The organism is Nitrosospira sp. Nsp1, from assembly GCF_900100985.1.
Lineage (GTDB): Bacteria > Pseudomonadota > Gammaproteobacteria > Burkholderiales > Nitrosomonadaceae > Nitrosospira.
In genome coordinates this window covers 121,568-141,939 of record NZ_FMUF01000001.1, presented here as the reverse complement: position 1 = coordinate 141,939, position 20,372 = coordinate 121,568, and the positions used below count along the sequence as shown (strand labels likewise).

Annotated in this window: 14 protein-coding genes and 1 pseudogene; 10 read left to right on the top strand and 5 right to left on the bottom strand. The window is 52.6% G+C overall.

Annotated elements, in window-relative coordinates:
* Window positions 1-190: 190 nt before the first annotated feature.
* The 9 genes and pseudogenes from leuS to BLP78_RS00565 all read left to right on the top strand — a co-directional run bounded on the left by leuS (window position 191) and on the right by BLP78_RS00565 (window position 11,719).
* Window positions 191-2,788 carry a leucine--tRNA ligase gene (gene leuS, locus BLP78_RS00605; protein ID WP_090455336.1) on the top strand — a complete coding sequence of 866 codons (2,598 nt, stop codon included), beginning with the start codon at window positions 191-193 and terminating at the stop codon, window positions 2,786-2,788.
* A 90-nt stretch (window positions 2,789-2,878) separates the two neighbouring features.
* Window positions 2,879-3,367, top strand: a complete 489-nt coding sequence (lptE, locus tag BLP78_RS00600; RefSeq protein WP_090455334.1) for an LPS-assembly lipoprotein LptE — start codon at window positions 2,879-2,881, stop codon at window positions 3,365-3,367.
* A 44-nt stretch (window positions 3,368-3,411) separates the two neighbouring features.
* Window positions 3,412-4,422 carry a DNA polymerase III subunit delta gene (gene holA, locus BLP78_RS00595; RefSeq protein WP_090455331.1) on the top strand — a complete coding sequence of 337 codons (1,011 nt, stop codon included), beginning with the start codon at window positions 3,412-3,414 and terminating at the stop codon, window positions 4,420-4,422.
* A 252-nt stretch (window positions 4,423-4,674) separates the two neighbouring features.
* Window positions 4,675-5,940, top strand: a complete 1,266-nt coding sequence (locus BLP78_RS00590) for a glutamate-5-semialdehyde dehydrogenase (RefSeq protein ID WP_090455329.1) — start codon at window positions 4,675-4,677, stop codon at window positions 5,938-5,940.
* A gap of 57 nt (window positions 5,941-5,997) precedes the next feature.
* Window positions 5,998-7,803: a dihydrolipoyl dehydrogenase gene (gene lpdA, locus BLP78_RS00585; protein ID WP_090455327.1), complete on the top strand. Its 1,806-nt coding sequence runs from the start codon at window positions 5,998-6,000 to the stop codon at window positions 7,801-7,803.
* A gap of 101 nt (window positions 7,804-7,904) precedes the next feature.
* Complete coding sequence (locus BLP78_RS00580; protein ID WP_090455324.1) at window positions 7,905-8,429, top strand: hypothetical protein; 525 nt, start codon at window positions 7,905-7,907, stop codon at window positions 8,427-8,429.
* 5 nt (window positions 8,430-8,434) lie between these two features.
* The gene (locus BLP78_RS00575) at window positions 8,435-8,920 is read left to right on the top strand and encodes a hypothetical protein (protein WP_090455322.1); all 486 of its coding nucleotides are present in this window, start codon (window positions 8,435-8,437) and stop codon (window positions 8,918-8,920) included.
* Between the two features lie 580 nt (window positions 8,921-9,500).
* A pseudogene (locus BLP78_RS15855) lies at window positions 9,501-9,734 on the top strand (IS3 family transposase); the annotation flags it as partial.
* 47 nt (window positions 9,735-9,781) lie between these two features.
* Window positions 9,782-11,719, top strand: a complete 1,938-nt coding sequence (locus BLP78_RS00565; protein ID WP_090455318.1) for an acyltransferase family protein — start codon at window positions 9,782-9,784, stop codon at window positions 11,717-11,719.
* A 23-nt stretch (window positions 11,720-11,742) separates the two neighbouring features.
* On the opposite strand, the gene rsmA is transcribed toward BLP78_RS00565, so the two are convergent.
* From rsmA to BLP78_RS00545, 4 genes are all read right to left on the bottom strand, one after another.
* Complete coding sequence (gene rsmA / locus BLP78_RS00560; protein ID WP_090455315.1) at window positions 11,743-12,510, bottom strand: 16S rRNA (adenine(1518)-N(6)/adenine(1519)-N(6))-dimethyltransferase RsmA; 768 nt, start codon at window positions 12,508-12,510, stop codon at window positions 11,743-11,745.
* Between the two features lie 57 nt (window positions 12,511-12,567).
* Window positions 12,568-13,575: a 4-hydroxythreonine-4-phosphate dehydrogenase PdxA gene (gene pdxA, locus BLP78_RS00555; protein ID WP_090455552.1), complete on the bottom strand. Its 1,008-nt coding sequence runs from the start codon at window positions 13,573-13,575 to the stop codon at window positions 12,568-12,570.
* The gene (locus tag BLP78_RS00550; RefSeq protein ID WP_090455313.1) at window positions 13,568-14,905 is read right to left on the bottom strand and encodes a peptidylprolyl isomerase; all 1,338 of its coding nucleotides are present in this window, start codon (window positions 14,903-14,905) and stop codon (window positions 13,568-13,570) included. Before BLP78_RS00550 ends, pdxA begins: the two co-directional genes overlap by 8 nt.
* A gap of 63 nt (window positions 14,906-14,968) precedes the next feature.
* Window positions 14,969-17,620 carry an LPS-assembly protein LptD gene (locus BLP78_RS00545; protein WP_256329917.1) on the bottom strand — a complete coding sequence of 884 codons (2,652 nt, stop codon included), beginning with the start codon at window positions 17,618-17,620 and terminating at the stop codon, window positions 14,969-14,971.
* 625 nt (window positions 17,621-18,245) lie between these two features.
* On the opposite strand from BLP78_RS00545, the gene mpl reads away from it, so the two are divergent.
* Window positions 18,246-19,607 carry a UDP-N-acetylmuramate:L-alanyl-gamma-D-glutamyl-meso-diaminopimelate ligase gene (gene mpl / locus BLP78_RS00540; protein WP_090455550.1) on the top strand — a complete coding sequence of 454 codons (1,362 nt, stop codon included), beginning with the start codon at window positions 18,246-18,248 and terminating at the stop codon, window positions 19,605-19,607.
* A gap of 19 nt (window positions 19,608-19,626) precedes the next feature.
* Here mpl and BLP78_RS00535 read toward each other — a convergent pair whose 3' ends face one another.
* The gene (locus BLP78_RS00535) at window positions 19,627-20,148 is read right to left on the bottom strand and encodes a DUF3617 domain-containing protein (protein ID WP_090455309.1); all 522 of its coding nucleotides are present in this window, start codon (window positions 20,146-20,148) and stop codon (window positions 19,627-19,629) included.
* Window positions 20,149-20,372 lie beyond the last annotated feature (224 nt).

The following is a 20,372-nucleotide window of genomic DNA, read 5'->3' as shown; positions in this document are numbered from 1 at the left end:
GACGAGCAGCCTTTGCGTCTAATCTTTTACCCGGATGAATTCGTCAGACAATATTTGATGAAGCGTGCGAGAGCACATGGCGCATTGCAACGCGTGATCTGCAATTTTTATCTTGATGTAACATGCGTAACGTGGGGAATTTTGGATCGCGGTATAATTCCATGTTTTGTGGCAGGAAAGTCGAAATTTTATGCAGGAAAAATATCACCCACAGGAAATCGAAGCGGAAGCCCAGCGGCACTGGAACGATACCGCTGCGTTCAGAGCCGTAGAGATCCCCGAAAAGCAGAAATATTACTGCCTCTCCATGTTTCCCTATCCATCGGGCAAGCTGCACATGGGGCACGTACGCAATTATACGATTGGCGACGTACTGTCACGCTATCGTCGTATGCTCGGTTACAACGTTCTGCAACCCATGGGCTGGGATGCTTTCGGTTTACCTGCGGAAAATGCGGCGATGCAGAACAATGTGCCGCCGGCGAAGTGGACGCACGATAACATCGCTTACATGCGCAAGCAGCTGCAGAGTCTGGGGCTCGCCATCGACTGGAGCCGCGAGCTCGCAACCTGCAGTCCGGAGTACTACCGGTGGAATCAATGGCTGTTTCTGCGAATGCTGGAAAAAGGATTGGCTTACAGAACGACCGGCACGGTCAACTGGGACCCGGTCGATCAGACGGTGCTGGCCAATGAGCAGGTCATAGACGGACGGGGCTGGCGCACCGGCGCATTGGTGGAAAAGCGCGAAATCCCGATGTATTACATGAAGATTACCGCGTATGCCGATGAGCTGCTGGACACATTGGATACGCTTCCCGGTTGGCCTGAACGGGTAAAGACCATGCAGGCCAACTGGATCGGCAAGAGCTTCGGGGTCGACGTGACGTTTCCTGCCGATGCCGCATCCGGCACGCCCCAGGCGTTGAAGGTTTTCACCACGCGCGCGGATACGCTGCTGGGCGTTACGTACGTTGCCGTGGCAGCGGAGCATCCGGTTGCGTTATACGCGGCGGAAAACAGACCCGACCTCGCTGAGTTCATCGAGGTGTGCAAGCATGGCGGCACCATGGAGGCGGAACTCGCGACCCAGGAAAAGAAAGGGATGGACACAGGGCTGTTTGTCATCCATCCGCTGACGGGAGCAAGACTTCCGGTATGGATAGCCAATTACGTACTCATGGGTTACGGCGAAGGCGCGGTAATGGCGGTGCCAGCGCACGACGAACGTGATTTCGAGTTCGCGACTAAATACTCGCTACCGATCAAGCCGGTGATCAAACCGGTTGATTCCGATCTGGGCATGCCGCTTACGCAGGCGTACGCGGAGTACGGTCTTACGTTTGATTCAGGCGAATTTTCCGGTCTTGTATTTCAAGCGGCGGTGGACGCAATCGCGGCGGCGTTGAAACATAAGGGGTTGGGTGAAAAACGTGTGCACTACCGTCTCCGCGACTGGGGTATTTCACGCCAGCGCTACTGGGGCTGCCCTATTCCTCTTATTTATTGTGATGCATGTGGTGTGGTACCGGTGCCCGATGACCAGCTTCCCGTCGTGCTGCCGGACAACCTTGTGCCGGACGGGTCCGGCAATCCGTTAGCGAAGACCCCATCATTTTACGCATGCCAGTGTCCCCGCTGCGGCAAGCCGGCGCGGCGGGAAACAGACACCATGGATACTTTTGTCGATTCGTCGTGGTATTACATCCGCTACGCCTGTGCCGACCAGAACAAGAGCATGGTCGATGCGCGTGTGAATTACTGGCTGCCGGTGGACCAGTACATCGGCGGCATCGAACACGCCATCCTGCATCTTCTCTATTCTCGCTTCTGGAGCAAGGTCATGCACGATCTCGGGCTGGTTGCGTTCAACGAGCCATTCGCCAACCTGCTGACTCAAGGCATGGTTCTGAACGAGATCATGTTTCGAAAAATGGAAACCGGGCGTATCGTATATTTCAATCCGGCGGACGTGGATATTCAAACCGATGAGCAAGGCCGGCGTATTGGCGCATTGCTGCGTGCGGATGGTCAACCGGTGGAGTTGGGCGGAATCGGTACCATGTCGAAATCCAGGAATAACGGCGTCGACCCGCAAAAACTGGTGGAACAATATGGGGCCGATACCGCACGGCTGTTCATGATGTTCGCGAGCCCGCCCGAGCAGACCCTCGAGTGGGCAGATGCCGGGATAGATGGCGCATTCCGCTTTTTGAAGCGGTTATGGAAACAGGTATATGAACATATGCAGCAAGGGGGAGCGATTGACCGCCCGGCGCAAAATGGAGACCTCGGCCCGGAACTGCGGTCCTTGCGTTACCAATTGCATCAGACTATCGCCAAGGTTGGCGACGATCTGGGCAGGCGGCACACCTTCAATACCGCCATCGCAGCCGTGATGGAGTTAATGAACGCGCTTGGAAAGCTGCAGGATCCCAGCCCGGCTGCGCGCAGCTTGATGCAGGAAGCGATGGAAAGCATTGTATTGCTGTTATCGCCCATCATTCCCCACATCTGTCACGCCCTGTGGCGTGAACTTAAGCCGGGAACCGAACTCCTAGATCAGTCCTGGCCGCAAATCGATAGCACGGCGCTTGTCCAGGATGAGGTTGAACTGATAGTTCAGGTCAATGGCAAATTGCGCGGCAAGATACGCGTAGTCAGGGATACAGAGCCCGCGATTATTGAGCGTCTCGCGCTGGAAAGCGAGCCGGTGCGTAAATTCATCACTGGCGAAGTGAAGAAAATCGTGATCGTGCCGGGCAGGTTGGTGAACATCGTTGTTTGAATAAATTACCGAACAAGTTCGGTACAGGCGTAACGGCGCTTTGCGAAACCTGTTCAGAGCTTCCGGAAAACTGAATGTGAGGATTCCCGCATGAGAAAAATTCTGCTGATTGTATTCTGTTTTTTCCTGACTGCCTGTGGCTTTCAATTGCGTGGCCAGGCTAACCTGCCATTTGAAACACTCTATATAGCATTCCCTGCGGGGCATACTATCGGTACCGACCTCAGGCGCCTCATCAAGGGCGGCACGAATACCCGTATTGTTGAGAAGTCGAAAGATGCCCAGGCCATACTGGAAATTGTCAGTGTAACGAATAACAAACAAATCATGTCGGTATCGGGAGGCGGACGGGTGCGGGAATTTGAGATATTCTATCGGATTTCATTTCGCCTGGTCGATGCCAAAGGAGCAGAACTCATCCCTACCAACGAGATTGTACAGCGTCGCATTCTCCCTTATACCGACGCGCAAGTAGTGGGGAAAGAGGGAGAGGAAGCGATGCTCGTCAGAGAAATGCAAAGCGATTCCGCAGGGCAGATCATGCGGCGATTGGAAGCGGTTAAGGTCTCGAAAGGATAATGGCGCCGCAAGAATGGCCGGATCTCGTGCCGTAAAGGAATGTCATGCGTATTACTTCCGATAGCCTTTCCCAGCATCTTCGGAAGCAGCTTGCGCCGCTCTATACGGTATTCGGCGACGAGCTGCTGCTGACTATCGAGGCAGCGGATCTGATTCGTGCCAAGGCGCATCAGGCAGGCTATATCGAGCGTGAGATTTTTGCCGTAGACCATCATTTCAACTGGATGGATCTGCAGCAGCGCAGCAGTAGCCTGTCGCTATTCGGTGAAAGACGTATAATGGATATCCGTATACCGTCCGGTAAACCGGGGAATCCGGGCAGTGCGGTAATGGAGGGATATTGCCGCTCGCTGCCGCCCGATACCGTCACGCTCGTCACTTTGCCCAAAATCGACAAGCAGGCCGCAGCGACAAAGTGGTTCAAGGCGCTTGAAGGCGCGGGTGTGATGGTTCCGGTCTATCCCGTGGAACGCACCCGTTTGCCCATGTGGATCGGCCAACGCCTGGACATGCAAGCTCAGAAAGCCGATCCGGATACCGTGCGGTTTCTTGCCGACAAGGTTGAGGGTAACCTGATTGCGGCTTATCAGGAACTCAAGAAACTCGCATTGCTTTATCCGCCCGGGATGCTGTCCTTCGATCAGGTAAAAGATGCGGTACTGGATGTGGCGCGCTACGACGTTTTCAAGTTATCCGGGGCACTGATGGCGGGCGAAACCGCGCGTTATGTCCGTATGCTGGAAGGCTTGCAGGGTGAGGGCGCGGCGTTGCCGCTGATTGTGAACACCCTTGCGGGGCAGATACGCTCGTTGATAACGATTCGTAAAGGATTGGATTCCGGCAGGTCTCTCACGCAACTGATGAGCCAGATAAGAGCCTGGGGAGATCAACAGAAAGCAATGGAAAACGCCGCCAGGCGCCTTGATCTCAAGCCATTGGTGTCGGCCTTGATGCATGCCGCGAAAATAGACAGGATCAGCAAGGGTGTCGCCAAGGGCGATGCGTGGGATGAATTACTGCAACTGGGGTTGCGCTTCGCGGTTACCAAGCGCTAGCAACATTGCCGGCGTCCTCATGCTATTTGTCCGCGGGGTGATAGGGTCGGGTTCGTCATTCCGGGTTTGAGCCGGAATACGGTCCAAGCCCGGAGCGACGTTTTACCGGTCGCTGGATATTGGCCTCCCGCCGTATGACGCCTTTATAGTTGCTCGCCATTCTTATGTCAGCGATATCGCCAGCGTGTAGCTTCGGCTAATATCGCTGGGATTTCGCACTTATTTAATTCATTGTCTAAATGGGACTGTGGCATGGACATCATCGACATCAAGACTTACATGCAATCAATAGGACGTGAAGCTCGCGCTGCATCGCGCCTGATGGCCAAGGCCGAGCCCGCGGACAAAAACCGGGCACTCACGCTCATGGCCCTGGCCATCAAGCGTGACGAGCAGCAACTGCTGGCCGCAAATGCCGGAGACGTGGACAATGCGAAAACCCGGGGGCTGGAACCGGCTTTGATTGATCGCCTGACGCTCACCTCCAAAAGCATTGCGGGCATGGCGGAAGGTCTGTTGCAAATCGCGGCGCTGCCCGATCCGGTGGGCGAGATCAGTGACCTGAAGTACCGTCCCGCGGGCATTCAGGTCGGAAAAATGCGCGTGCCGCTTGGCGTGATCGGCATCATTTATGAGGCGCGGCCTAATGTCACGGCGGACGCGGCGGGACTATGCCTCAAGGCAGGCAACGCGGCGATACTGCGCGGCGGATCGGAAGCGATCCGTAGTAATCAGGCGATCGCAGCTTGCGTGAAGGAAGGGTTGAAAGCTGCCGGGCTGCCGGAAACGGCTATACAGATAGTTGAAACCACGGATAGGGCAGCCGTGGGCGAACTCATCACCATGAAAGAGTTTGTTGACGTAATCGTGCCGCGCGGAGGCAAGGGGCTGATCGAACGTATCTCCAACGAAGCGCGTATTCCCGTCATCAAGCATTTGCACGGTGTCTGTCACGTTTATATCGATGACGGCGCCGATCTCGCCAAGGCCATTCGTGTTGCAGATAACGCAAAAACCCAGCGCTACGGCACTTGCAATACCATGGAAACACTGCTGGTGCATGAGGCCATCGCGGGGAAAGTACTCCCTTCCCTATGCCAGATCTATCTGGACAAGGGTGTGGAACTGCGCGGCGATGCCGCTTCCTGCGCCATTATTGCGCAGATGAGCGAAGCGACGGAAGAAGACTGGCACACCGAGTATCTCGCGCCGATTCTGAGCATACGTGTAGTAAGCGGGTTGGATCAGGCTATCGAGCACATTGCCGTTTATGGTTCGCAGCATACCGATTCGATCATTACAGAAGACTATGGTCGCGCCCGCCGTTTCCTGCGCGAGGTGGATTCCAGTTCAGTGATGGTGAATGCCTCCACCCGTTTCGCCGATGGATTCGAGTACGGCCTCGGTGCGGAAATAGGCATCTCGACCGACAAGATACACGCCCGTGGCCCGGTGGGGCTGGAAGGGCTGACCAGCCAGAAATTCATTGTGCTGGGTGACGGGCACGTCAGGCAATAGACCCGGTAATAAACTTCCAACAGGGAGTTCGGTTTTTTCCCTCAAATCAAGGTTGTTATGGCTCAACTTATCGAAATCAAAATCCCCGATATCGGTGACTTCAAGGATGTTCCCGTTATCGAAATCCTGGTGAAACCGGGCGAGACGGTGGAAAAGGAAACGTCGCTTATCACGCTTGAAACCGAAAAGGCGGCGATGGAGATTCCTTCGCCTCAAGCGGGCATTGTGAAGGAAATCAACGTCAAGCTCGGCGATAAGGTTTCAGAAGGATCACTCATACTGATGCTGGAGGCGGCTGAGCAGAGCGGAAAAATTTCTCCCGACGCCACGCCTGATTCAGATCAAAAAAAAGACGAAGGGGAGCAAGGGCAACCCCTCATCGTCGATCTGAAACCTACAACAGACAATTCCACCACCGCTGTGCCGCGCGGCGACATCCATGCCGATATCGTGGTATTGGGCGCGGGCCCGGGCGGCTACACCGCTGCGTTCCGTGCCGCCGATCTTGGCAAGAAGGTGGTATTGATCGAGCGTTACCCAACACTGGGCGGTGTATGCCTCAATGTCGGCTGTATTCCATCCAAGGCACTGCTGCACGTGGCAAAAGTCATTACCGATGCCGAGGAAACGGCCCAGCAGGGCATTGTTTTCGGCAAACCCGGCATAGAAATAGACAAACTGCGAAAATGGAAGGATTCCATCACCAGCAAGCTCACCAAAGGTTTGTCGGGGTTGGCGCAGAAGCGCAAGGTCGAGGTTGTGCGAGGCATCGGCAAGTTCATCTCGCCCAATATGATGCAGGTGGAAACAGCAGACGGTCAGAAAAATGTGTCGTTTGAACATTGCATCATCGCCGCGGGCTCAAGCGCGGCACGCGTTCCCGGTTTCCCATATGATGATCCCCGCATCGTCGATTCAACCGGCGCGTTGAAGCTGGAGGAAATTCCAAAGCGCATGCTTATTATCGGTGGCGGCATAATCGGCCTGGAAATGGCAACGGTTTATGACGCGCTGGGTTCGAAAGTGAGCGTGGTCGAATTGATGGATCAATTGATTCCCGGCGCGGATTCCGACCTTATCAAGCCGCTGCACAAACGCATACAAAAGCGCTATGAAGCGATCTATCTGAAAACCAGGGTTACCGGAATCGAGTCTCGCGAAAATGGACTGAAAGTGACGTTTGAGGGAGAACAGAACTCAAGCGCTACGCCAGAGCCGCAAACATACGACCGCATTCTCATGGCGGTAGGCCGCCGCCCCAATGGGCGCGATATCGGTGCCGATAGCGCCGGTGTCAACGTGGACGGGCGCGGCTTCATCTCAGTGGATAAGCAGTTGCGCACCAATGTGCCGCATATTTTCGCAATCGGCGACATCGTCGGTGAACCCATGCTGGCGCATAAAGCTACGTACGAAGGCAAGCTTGCCGCGGAAATCATTGCCGGCGGAGAAAAAATGAAAAATGCGGCATTCGACGCACGCGCCATTCCGTCGGTGGCTTACACCGATCCGGAAATTGCCTGGATGGGATTAACCGAAACCGAAGCCAAAAAACAAGGCGTGGAATACGAAAAGGCGGCGTTCCCCTGGGCCGCAAGCGGCCGGGCACTTGCCATGGCGCGTGATGAAGGCTTGACCAAACTATTGCTGGACAAGAAAACCCGCCGCATTCTCGGTGCCGGCATCGTAGGCGTCAACGCGGGCGAACTGATCTCTGAAACCGTACTGGGGTTGGAAATGGGTGCAGATATGGAAGATATCGGGCTCACCATTCATCCGCATCCGACATTATCTGAAACGGTGTTTTTTGCAGCTGAAATTGCAGAAGGGACGATAACTGATCTTTATATGCCGAAGAAATAGCGCCCATAATACTAATCGAAACGGACTCCGTTGAATCTTTGAGATGTAATATCGCGAAAATACAATAACATTTGTTGCAAGGATATAAAAAGGACTATTTAATGCAAAATAGGATATGTGTACGCTTTCGTGTCAGAGACAGGGGCGGTTCCTCTGCAAACAGAACCCTAGAAAATGAAGCTGCTGAGTTTGACTGGGTTTCATTCAAGAATCTTCCCAACGCTGAGGAGTTTGTACGCAGAGCATATTTCGCAACTGTTAAGAGATTCATTCGTGAGATCTCCGAACACAAAAACGGAACAACCAAACACAGCTTACTTTCAATGGAAAGTGTGCTTGCTCGGTCGCTCAACTTCACCAGGAAGGAAGTCGAAGAGTGGATTGATGCGAGAGACTGGACCCAGCAAGTTTTCCAGATTCCACACGATGAAGCTATCGCGATACTCAAAAAAGTACTCCCAAAACTGACTTCTCCGAATGCTGAGCCATTTACAGATACTGAGCGAGAAAAGCTGCAACTCGTCATAAGCACTGTCGCAGATGTTCCGACTGATGCCATAGCAGATTATCTATTCATCAAGCTAGATCAGAAGTCAGAAGAGCCTGACTGGCTCAATCTGTTATAGACTTCATGACAATTAATCGCATTTGCGCCATAGCTTTGTCGTTAATTGCCACTAGCACAGCAGCAGGAGGATTTTCCTCACGAGGCGACCACGAGGAGTTGGTCAACAACGTCATCGTCTATGTTGGCTTACTTTCCGAAGCGGCGGACCTTCAAGACTCAAGTTATTCCCTTCAAACTGAAAAGCTATATCGCCTAGGTGGCTATTGCTTTTACTCAAACTACATTTTTGGCTATGCGCCCGCAATGATTGTTGTAGATAAACACGAACAGCCGCGCGTTGCTGTCTTCGACAAACGGTATTCCGACATCGACGTAAGACTCTACTCTGTTCGATTTCTTGACTGCAATGAGATTAGAAAGGCTAAGAACCAGCAAACGCACGATAACATTAAAGCGAAGATGAATGAGGTGATGGATGAGATCGAACGACAACGCCAGAGGTCCGCTCAAATGTTGCAAGAATTTGAACGAAAGAAGATGCAGAAGTAGGGGCAGGGTTAGTTCATTTACTTACCTACTACACCGCCGGATTCGAAGACCTCATACATTGATCAAGGCAATATGGGGTCAGACTGAGCTAACCCGGCAAAATTCAGGTATACAATAAGCTTTTGATATAAGGATTGATCGTTGTGAGCGATTGCCTATGTGGCTGGGTAATAATCGAAATGTGGGTTGCCGCAGGTGCCGGCGCGCGAAAAAGATCGGCGAATAAGGATCACGTTTGCTGGAGGAATTCACGCACACCTGTTTAGCGATCGGTTGGTTTTTCCCGATAACGCTGATACACCAGAGCAGGAAGGCGGCCAATACGGCGATCAGCAGCAAGTTTGTGGGGCGCTACTGGTCAATACGATTGGCTTGGGCCACAACTCCAGCCATAGCGATTCTCGCTATCGCGGAAACCCTCCTCGATTTGTATCCGTACGCCTCACCCAATACCAGCCCAATGTGTGCTCGACGTAACGATAGAACGGCACCCGGAATCCGCTACGATTGTGACCCCATAGGTCCTATGGATTTGACCTGGATTTGCCATGGATTCCCGCAACCTCGTAGCGGCCAGGGTCGGCGTGGCAACTGTCATGATAATGCTGTGGCCGAGAGTTTCTTCCAGTTTCTCAAGCAGCAGCGGCTATGTCGAAGGGTCTATGTCAACTGCGAGCAAGCTCGGCGTGATGTGTTCGATTACATCGAAATGCTTTATAACCCAATCCGGCAATATGGTTACAACCATAGTCTGTCCCCAGTAGAGTGCGAAAAGCGCTATATCAGCCAACTCAACCAACTCGATAGCGTTTAGTGCAAACAGCGCAATTCAAGATTTTGCAAAACCTCATTTTATAAAATATGGAATATCGGCGCGAAATTGACGGGCTACGCGCCTTGGCAGTCGTTCCAGTCATACTTTTTCACGCAGGTTTCGATACATTCAGCGGTGGTTTTGTTGGCGTTGACGTATTCTTCGTGATCAGCGGCTATCTCATTACGTCCATCATTCTTGCGGAAAAAGAAGCAGGCACATTCTCGTTAGTGGATTTTTATGAACGAAGAATGAGAAGAATATTGCCCGCACTATTTTTCGTCATGCTTGCGTATATTCCTTTCGCATGGTTCTGGCTGCCGCCACGCGATATGAAGGACTTCTCCGAGAGCCTTATTGCTGTTCCGGTTGCTGTATCAAACTTTTTGTTCTGGCAAAGAAGTGGCTATTTTGATACGGCTTCCGAACTTAAGTCATTACTGCATACATGGAGCTTGGCTGTTGAGGAGCAATACTACTTATTGTTTCCTGCTTTCCTGGTGCTGACATGGCGACTTCGAAGGCATTGGGTTATTGGCATATTAATCGTAGTGGCACTAACCAGTTTGGCACTAGCCCACTGGGGTGCATCAAATCATCCACAAGCGACTTTTTTTCTGTTGCCGACTCGCATATGGGAACTGTTAATCGGCGTATTTGCAGCATTTTATTTATTTGGTAGAGAGGGTACGAAAATAAAATCCGGCGACTCCTCTCATCTCATTCAATTTCTGGGTATTTTTGGTTTATTTTTAATCGTATATTCCATATTTGTTTTTGACAGGAAAACGCTTTTTCCAAGTTTTTATGCACTCATACCAACTGTAGGTACCACATTCATTGTCTTGTTTGCCACACGGCAAACAATGGTCGGCAAAATACTTTCAAGCAAGGTTTTAGTTGGTCTTGGACTAATAAGCTACAGCGTATATCTATGGCATCAACCGTTATTTGCTTTTGCTCGCCACGTAGCCCTGGCGGATCCCGGTAGAGATGTTTTTATACTGCTGATACTTCTAGCCATTGCTGCTGCTTACTTGAGTTGGCGGTTTGTTGAGAGACCATTCCGAAATAAGCATGAGGTGAGCAGAAAGAGTCTCGTTATATCGACCCTATTCTTTACGGCGTTCTTTGTTCTATTCGGTTTAGCGGGGGTCTTGACGCGGGGATTTGTCGATATAAGAACAAATTATATGCAAAAACAGGTTCTTGCAACAGTTGTTCGAAGCCCTAAAAGAAAGGAGTGCCACACAAGTGGGGCGGACTATAGAAAACCGGAGAATGCTTGTCAGTATTACGTACCCAATGGAAGTTGGGCTGTTTTAGGTGATAGTCATGCGGTCGAACTTGCTTACGCGCTCGCCAAAGTTCTGGAAAAGGATAATAAAGGTGTAAAACATTTTTCCTTTAGCGGTTGCGCTCCAGCATACGGCAGAATTGATAAAACTCATTCAGATAGCATTAATTGTTCTCATTGGACCGAGGAAGTGGCGGCGCACATCATTGCTGATAAGAGTATTGATACCGTAGTAGTTTCCTATCACACGGAGGGTTGGGCAGCTTCTGATTCCAATGAAAATGCGGCTCCCTGGCATTCTTATAAAGGGATCCTGCATGCATTTAAAGCTGCAGGCAAGGATGTCGTTCTTGTTCTACAGGCTCCATCTCTTGATGAAGGCATGGAACGTCTTGTTTTTAGATTAGATTCGCCACCATTAAATATTCCGGGTAAAAAAAGAAAAGAGTGGGAAGAACGACAAAAATATATCACAGGGAGAAAAAATGAAATCTCGGATGAGGTTACGATAATAAATCCATCAGATCTGTTTTGTGATGAAAAAAATTGTTATGCAGTAAGGGATGGTAAGGCGCTCTATTTTGATATCCACCATATGTCGGTTGCCGGCGCTCTTCTCGTTGCCGAGGAGATCGTTGAGCGTGTTACTGATAGACCCATTGGGAGCGAAGCTACAATGAATCCATAGAACCGGGTTTCGCATTACGGGCGTTACCGTTCTCCCAGATAGTCTGCAATCGCTACAAACTGCTCCACCGACAAATTCTCCGCGCGTGAAATTGGATTGATATCCAGCGCCAGATAATCTTCCGGCTTGAGATGGGCGTGCAGCGTATTGCGCAAGGTTTTGCGCCGCTGGGAAAATGCGGCAGACACAATACGCGCAAATAACCCTTCCTTGCCGGCTTCAATCAGTGGTTGCCCGCGTGGAATCATGCGAACAACCGCCGACTCCACCTTTGGAGCGGGGCGGAAACATTCCAGTGGGACGATGAAGAGTTGTTCCATCTCGAAGCGGTATTGCAGCATCACCGAAAGCCGTCCGTAATCCGAAGTGGAGGACGCAGCCACCATGCGGGCTACCACTTCCTTTTGCAGCATGAAATGCATATCCCGTATATTGCCGGCGAACTTACTTAAATGAAAAAGGATAGGCGTGGAAATATTGTAGGGAAGATTTCCAATAACCCGCAGATTTTCTCCCAGAGCGGCGAAATCGAATTGCAATGCATCGGCTGAGTAAACCGCCAGTTTTTTCTCGGAAAACTCCCGGCGCAAACGCTCGACGATATCGCGGTCAATTTCCACGACATGTAAATGATTGAGCGATTGCAACAAGGGTCGCGTCAATGCGCCCAGCCCCGGCCCGATCTCTACCAGCAGATCGTCCCTGGAAGGATGGATAGCGCGGATTATGTCTGTTACGATCCGGGGATCAACCAGAAAATTCTGGCCGAAGCGCTTGCGGGGAATGTGCATGGTTTATCCGGCAACGTGCGTGCCGCGCGTAAGGTTCGGCGCTGCCATTCGGGGGTTCTATTTCTGATTTCCAGCCAGCATCGCCGCCATTTCAATTGCCGCGATCAAACTGCCTGGATCGGCGCGGCCGGTTCCTGCCAGGTCAAGGGCAGTGCCATGGTCCACCGAGGTGCGGATGAGAGGCAATCCCAACGTTACATTGACAGCGCTGCCAAAGCTCGCATACTTCAATACCGGCAGGCCCTGGTCGTGGTACATCGCGAATATGCAATCGTATTCCTTCAGTTTTAATGGATTGAACAGGGTATCGGCTGGCAGCGGACCGATCAAATCCATACCTTCGGCGCGCAGCTTATCGAGCACCGGAATGATGGTTTCCATCTCTTCTTTGCCAAGATGACCTGATTCACCCGCATGAGGGTTCAATCCGGCTACGGCGATGCGGGGCGTGGGAATGGCAAAGCGTGTTGCCAGGTCGTGCCGGATGATGCGCAGCTTCTGTTCGAGTGTTTCCGGCGTGATCGCCGCTGCCACATCCTTGAGCGGCAAATGAGTGGTTGCGAGCGTTACTCGCATGCCGCCGCCGACGAGCATCATTACCACCCGGCTGTTGGTAAGTTGTGCGAGGTATTCCGTGTGGCCGGTGAATGCGATGCCGGCGTCATTGATGATGCCTTTATGTACCGGGGCGGTTACCATTGCACTGAATTCGCTATCGGTGCATCCGTCGACGGCGCGTTCCAGCGTTTTTAAAACATAGCGCGCATTCGCCGACTCCAGCTTTCCTGGCGCTGGACGTTCAGCCAGCGGTACGTGCAGTACCTGCAACCCGCCAGTTTTATGCTCAACCTCAATGTCGGGCGAGTAGTCCGCTATCTCCAGCGGAAGCCGAAGTAACCGCGCGCGCTCCTGCAACAAATGACGGTCGGCAATGACAATCAGATTGTATGGCAGATTCAGTTGAGCGATTTGTACGCACAAGTCAGGACCAATCCCCGCGGGCTCTCCCGCGGTGAGCGCGAGCCTGGGTCTTTTGACCCCTTCAGGGCGGGATCTCTTATTCAGCGGCGTGCTGATCCTGACCTTCCAGCCGATATTCGACGTAGGCGCGATCACGCAACTGCTGCAGCCACTCCTGAAAAGCTTCGTCCGCTTTGCGTGTCCGAATGGACTTGCGTGCAGTTTGACGCTGGCGCTCCTGGCTGACATCCTGCGAACGGCGCGCGAGAACCTGGATCAAATGCCAGCCAAACGGGGACTGTACCGGTTCGCTGACCTGCTTGGGTGCGAGCGCGTTCATGGCGTGTTCGAATTCGGGCACGGTATCGCCCGGCGAGACCCAGCCCAGATCACCACCGGAGGAGGATGCGGAATCTTCAGAATGAAGTTTTGCCAGTTCCTCAAAACTGCCGCCATGGTCCAGGCGCTCTTTCAGGTCGGCTATACGTCGTCTGGCATCGGCTTCAGATGTAAGCTCGCTGACTTTTACAAGAATGTGACGAACATGGGTCTGATCTATCACTGTTACGGCGCCTTGCGGGGTGCGGCGGTCAACCAGTTTGAGGATGTGGAACCCACCCGGGCTCGAAACGATCGGCGTTATTTCGCCGGGTTTCATCGGGGTCAGCAACTCGGCAAATTTTTTCGTTAACTGAGCGGCGGGCCGCCACTCAAGTAAGCCACCTGTCATCGCGTCGGGAGAATCGGAGTATTCGGCAGCGACCTGAGCAAATTCAGTGCCGCTTGTCAGGAGCGCCAGGGCGGCTTCTGCCCTCAACCGCCGGGCTTCGCTTTGTGAAGGGGTTGCGCCTTGCGGTATCGTTACCAGAATATGCGCAATGTGATATTCGTCATTATTTCCAGACGAGATTTCCTGAGTTTCCAGAAAATTATCGACCTCTCCTTCGGATACGCTTACCCGGTTGCTTACCTCGCGCTCTTTCAGTCGCACCAGAATGATCTCATCGCGAATTTCATCCCGAAATTTACTGAAAGCCACCCCATCCTGCTCAAGCGCGCTGGTGAACTCCGTTAACGACATCTTGTTTTCCTGGGCGATACGGCGCAGCGTTTGATCGAGTTCGGTATCGCCTACCGTCAAGCCGGTTTCTTTTGCAAGTTGTAACTGGACCCGATTGACGATAATGCGGTCCAGTATCTGCTTTTCGAGAATGGCGGGCGGAGGAGGCTGCACGCCCTGTTTCTGCAGTTGTTTGACTGTGGCGCTGAGCACCTCGTCCAGTTCGTGACGTGTAATTACATTCTCATTCACCACCGCGACAATATGATCGATGGTTTCAATATTGCCCGAATGGGCAGGTTGCGCGGCAGCAATCACTCCGGCAGTCAGTAACGTCACCAGGACAGGGGAACGCAAAAAAAATTTCGTACCCATGTGAATAAGCGTTATCGGGGAATATAGGATGAAGTGACGGCGGTTTGAGCGAATGACGCCAGTTTAGTGATCTCGCTGATCAGAAGGACTGCTTCCTTGGCTGCCTATCCTGGTATACCCGGGAATGCTACGCTGCAGGACAGTTAGCGGGTTTGAACCGATTTGCATCAACCCATTCAACTCAAGTTGCAAAAAAGCCGCTGTGGTTGATTTCGAAGTGGCGGTGACGAGATGCTGGAGCACGAATCGCAACGACCAGCAACACGCATTATACTCAAGTCCCGCCAATCCTTCCAGAATTCTCTTGTCTTGCAGTGAGTAATTCAGGCGCGCCACGGATTGCCAGTTTTGCGACCATCGCCATTGGCCTGAGGCATCGACCTGATGCAATACGTCGCGGGTAAACCGGTAGCCCACATTCAATACCCTGCCCGGCTCCGGGCGGTAGCTCAATCCTGAGCGTATCACATCGACCATGTACCTGGTCTGATCATATTGCAAGCTCGAATCGGTGCTGATTGTCGGCGTGATAAACCCGGTTACCGCAGCGACGAAATCCGGCCGACGGCTTATCGTGCCTGGTGCATCGATATTTATCCTGCGATCGATGAAGCTTATCTGCTGCCCAACGGCGACACGCAAGCGCTCCCTTCCCGAGCCAGGTTCTATCAGACGCGTAGTAAGCGCCATTGTCACCTGGTTGGCGTCGTTGATACGATCGCTGCCGCTGAAGCGGTTTTCGGTAAACATCTGGGCAAAACCAAAGTCCGTCCTGGCAGAGTCAAAATTGGGCAGGTGACTCTGGTCACGGAACGGCACATACACATAGAAGAGGCGTGGCTCAATGGTCTGAGTGAAACGCTCGCCACGCAACTCGATCTCGCGGTCAAACGCAATACCGCTGTCCAGGCTGAGGACGGGCAGGGTACGGGTCGGATTCTCGTCCGGCGCGCTCGCGTCCAGATAATATCTGGTATGGTGTACCCCGACCTTCGGGGTGATGTAACCATACGAGTTGCGGAGCGGGTAACTAACGCTGGGAAAGAGCATGAGGCGAGTGCCGTTTATCATGGTAGGATGCGAAAAGTTCGTCCAGCTTCCGATCAAATTCACGTCCGCTCCGAGAATATCCGGTTTATTTGCGGCGAGCGTGAACTGCGGCAACCGCTTGTAAGGCGGAGTAATGGGCGCGCGCGGATCCTGGATGGTCTGAAAACTCTGTACGAGCGTACTGACATTGAGCGTGCCGTCATCTCCCAGTGCGCGGTTGTAGGACACCAGGCCCTGCTGCAGCAGGTTTGTCCTGGAAGTGAGATTCAGATTATTGCCGAGATCGCGAAAGTAGAAGTCGTCGGAAACCCTGTTATAGTCGAGGCGGGTTGACACGCCATTGCCCAGATAGCGGTTATCGAAGAACGATGTACGCCAGCGAGTGTGTCCGGTAACCAGGTCATTCGGCAATATATCGCCCAGCAAGGTGCCGCTTGATCTTTCATCCATGTAGCGGAATTCGTTGTTGAACGAAACACCGCGCCGCGACATGAGACGCGCCGAAAGTGTCGCATCATAATTGGGTGCGATGTTCCAGTAGAAAGGCACGGTAACATCAACGCCCGTTCTGGCGTTGTAGCCGTACAGGGGAGCAAGCAATCCGGATTTGCGCTGTCCGCTATATGAGAAATTCATCCAGGGCGTATACAATATGGGTACGTCCAGGAACGTGAGTTTAACCATTTTGGCAGTGCCTTTCTTCGTTTCATTGTCGAGCTTCAGGTCGGTCACCTGAAGGAACCAATCATTATCCCCGGCCGGACAAGTGGTATAAGTTGCTTTTTGAAGCCGATAGTGGTTCTCGCCCTCAAATAGCAGCGTCTCAGCGTAGCCTCGGCTGCTGGCATCCTTCAAACGATAATTGGGTTGGCTCAGTTGCCCGGTTTTGCTCGCCAAGTTGAACTTGAGCTTGGAACCCTCCAGTATGTCGCCATGTTGCTCGACACGCACGCTGCCTTCGGCTTCCGCATCATCGGTGTCCTGATGATATTTCATTCGCTCGGCGGAGATGAACTGATCGCCATTAGACAGCTCGGCCCTGCCGATGGCTTCGATTTCCTTGCCTGAATGTCCTTGTAAACGATCGGCTGCAACGAATACCTTCTTGTTTTTCTTTGGGTCCGTTTCCGCGTCGGATGCTGCAAGCCCGGTTTCAATCTCGGGTTCAGCCGCTCCGCCGAGCCGCAGCTTTGCTTCACCCTCTTGTGCCAGGTGTCCGTGAATGTGCTGGGCCTCGGTAAAAGCCGAAGCGTTTTTATCCGGCTGGGCACCAGGTATCGCGGCTACGCTGACGGGACGAGGCCCGGTGCTGCTGCGCAGCGTGGCTTCATCTTCTTCCACCATATGGCCTTGCGCACGCTCAACCCCGGCGCGGGCAGCCGCGTTTCCACCCCTTTCCGTTTCAATGGACGAGCCGCCCAAAGCAGACTCATTTTCTTCTGCCGGTGATCGTGTATAGTTCTGCTTCGGCCTGGATTGAGCGTTTTCCGGCGTGCTGCCGGGTTGTTCAATGGATGCGTTATTTCCGAGTGCCTTATCATCGGTTTTTTGACGACCTTTCATTTGTTCGGCTGAGCGCAGACGATCACGCCGCAGCTCAGCTTCGCCCCTGGCTTCAGCCTCATATTCATGGCGGCCCTGTATGCGTTCCGCGTCGATAAGCACAGGCCTGTTGTCATTGGTTGCCCTAGCGGGCGAAGGCGTATCTGCGCGTGCATCATGTGCGAGGCAAAATAAAAGAACTGACCAGCAAATGGGACGGGAAAAACGCGATTTCATTTGAGGATAGCCAGCCTGAAGAGGAAATCTTCTTGATACGGATGAATTTCCGTTTTCAGATTTATAAGTCTCGTATCACAGACATCGAAGCGTGAGAGCACGTAGCGTATTTGAACCAGGCTTGTGAAAATCGAGGGATGCCTTGCGTTGAGCCTGCTGCTAGCTGGCCTTGATGATGAGTTAACGGGGAACAAAGCTGTAAGTGTAACAAAAAACAGAAGATAAGCTATGCCGACTAAGCGTAGCAATGCCCAGGCCCCGAGTCATCGGTTGGTAACGGGACCGCGAAACGCAGCGCTATCGTACTTCGGGTATATGCCCCAAGTTCTTGTTAGTGCATAGGTCTGCATGAGGATACTTGCAGCATCGATCGGCTTGCCAGGTTACTGCGCCGGCGATCTATCCCCTTTGTTTTTTTCATGAGGAGCGGTCGATTGCGCTGCAATTTTACGCTGTAAGGTACTGGTTGGCGCGTGCTTGTTTTCATATTCACGAAATTCAGGGGCTAAGCTTGCATATTCATATTCTCGGCATTTGCGGCACATTCATGGGCGGTATCGCGACGATCGCGCGAGCAGCCGGCCATAAGGTAACCGGCTGCGACGCGAGCGTGTATCCACCCATGAGCAGTCAACTCATTTCGCAGGGGATCGAGTTGATCGAAGGATTTTCGCCGGAACAGATCCGGCTGAATCCCGACCTGTTCGTCATCGGTAACATAGTGACGCGCGGCAATCCGCTCATGGAGGAAATCCTCAATCGTAACCTTCCCTACATTTCCGGCCCACAGTGGCTTTCGGAAAATGTCTTGCGCGACAAATGGGTCCTGGCTGTTGCCGGCACGCACGGCAAGACGACAACGAGCGCGATGCTGGCATGGATTCTTGAATACGCGGGATTGGAACCGGGGTTCCTCATCGGGGGCATTCCGGAAAACTTCGGGTTGTCGGCCAGACTTGGCAGCTCGAGCTTTTTTGTCATCGAGGCGGACGAATATGACACCGCTTTTTTCGATAAGCGCTCCAAGTTTGTCCACTTTCACCCAAGAACGGCAGTACTCAATAATCTGGAGTTTGATCATGCGGATATCTTTGCCGACCTTGCCGCGATCGAGCAGCAGTTTCACCATTTCGTACGCATCATTCCCGGCAACGGCCTTATCATCGCCAATGGCCGGGAAGAGAGCCTGGAGCGTGTGCTGAACAGGGGATGCTGGACACCCGTGGAAAGGGTAGGGGTAGCGAACGGTTGGCAGACCGATGTTCTGGCCGACAGTCGGGTCGCTATTTCTTTAATGGGGGAATTCCAGGGAACGCTGCATTGGAAGTTGCTGGGCGAACACAACCGGATGAACGCGTTGGCTGCTTTGGCTGCGGCCCGCCACGCCGGTATCCCCGTGAATATTTCCATCAGTGCGCTGATGGAATTCAAGAACGTCAAACGCCGAATGGAAGTTCGAGGTGTAGTAGAAGGCGTCACCGTTTACGACGATTTTGCCCATCACCCCACGGCCATCCGGACGACTCTCCAGGGTTTGCGCGATAAGACAGGAAATGCGCGCGTCATCGCGGTACTGGAACCTCGTTCCAACACGATGAAGATGGGTTTATGGAAAGACAGCCTGGCGGATAGCCTTGCGGCGGCGGACCTGGTGTTCAGCTATACGGCCAATCTGGGCTGGGATGTGAAAGAGGCATTGGTTTCCCTGGGTGCGAAAGCCATACACCACGATGACCTGGGCGCATTGATCGGAGCGATCACAGCTGCCGCATTGCCCGGCGATCATATACTCATCATGAGTAACGGCGGTTTCGGCGGAATCCATGAAAAACTGCTGGTAGCCATGCGCGACCGTTACGGAGTGACGAGCTGACCCAAAGATAAGCGCGAGATCAGTGCGCTGATTTCACCGCTCCACAACTTGCACTGATCCACCGGCCACTGGTGTCGGCGTGCTCATTGACAGGATTATCCTGTACAGTACCATTGAATACGGTCCATCCCGAGAAGCGCTCGGGCGTTGTAAACGTCCCCTCGGCTCTTCCATTGCCTTTTAGTTGAGAATGGGTACAGACGAGATCCATTTTGTAGCTGTTTTCTGCCCGAATCGCATTTTTGATGCTACAACCCGATTCTTGTACATGAAAATAAGATGGAATTTCTTCATCCGCCATTTGCTGGGTAATGCAGACTCTGGATGTCGCCGCCCCATTCTGGATCTGAGGCATATCCAATCCATATTGCTTGGCCAGGCTGGTCAGTTTTTGCATTTGCTCCGGCGGAATCCGGGGCACCAGCGCCAGCAGCATCGACGTGGTTGTGACTTCCCATAATCCGGGACGGATGTGATTTTCGGCAGCATTTACGGTTGAAACTATCGACAGCAATGATAGTAATAAAAAAATTTTTCGCATTGATTCCTCAAAAACGATAATCCCGAATCCAAACCGCTGCGAGCTCACCAAAAAAGTGAAGCTTAAGAGGTAAAAAGGGGTACAGAAAATCCTTTTCGGTGATAGCGCCTAGTTGACAATGAGCGGTCAATTGCCGGATTCAGGATAATACATCACTTCGATATTTATCGAGCTGGACAAATGTAGAGTACCGCCGTCAAAACTGTAGGGATGACTGTATTTCC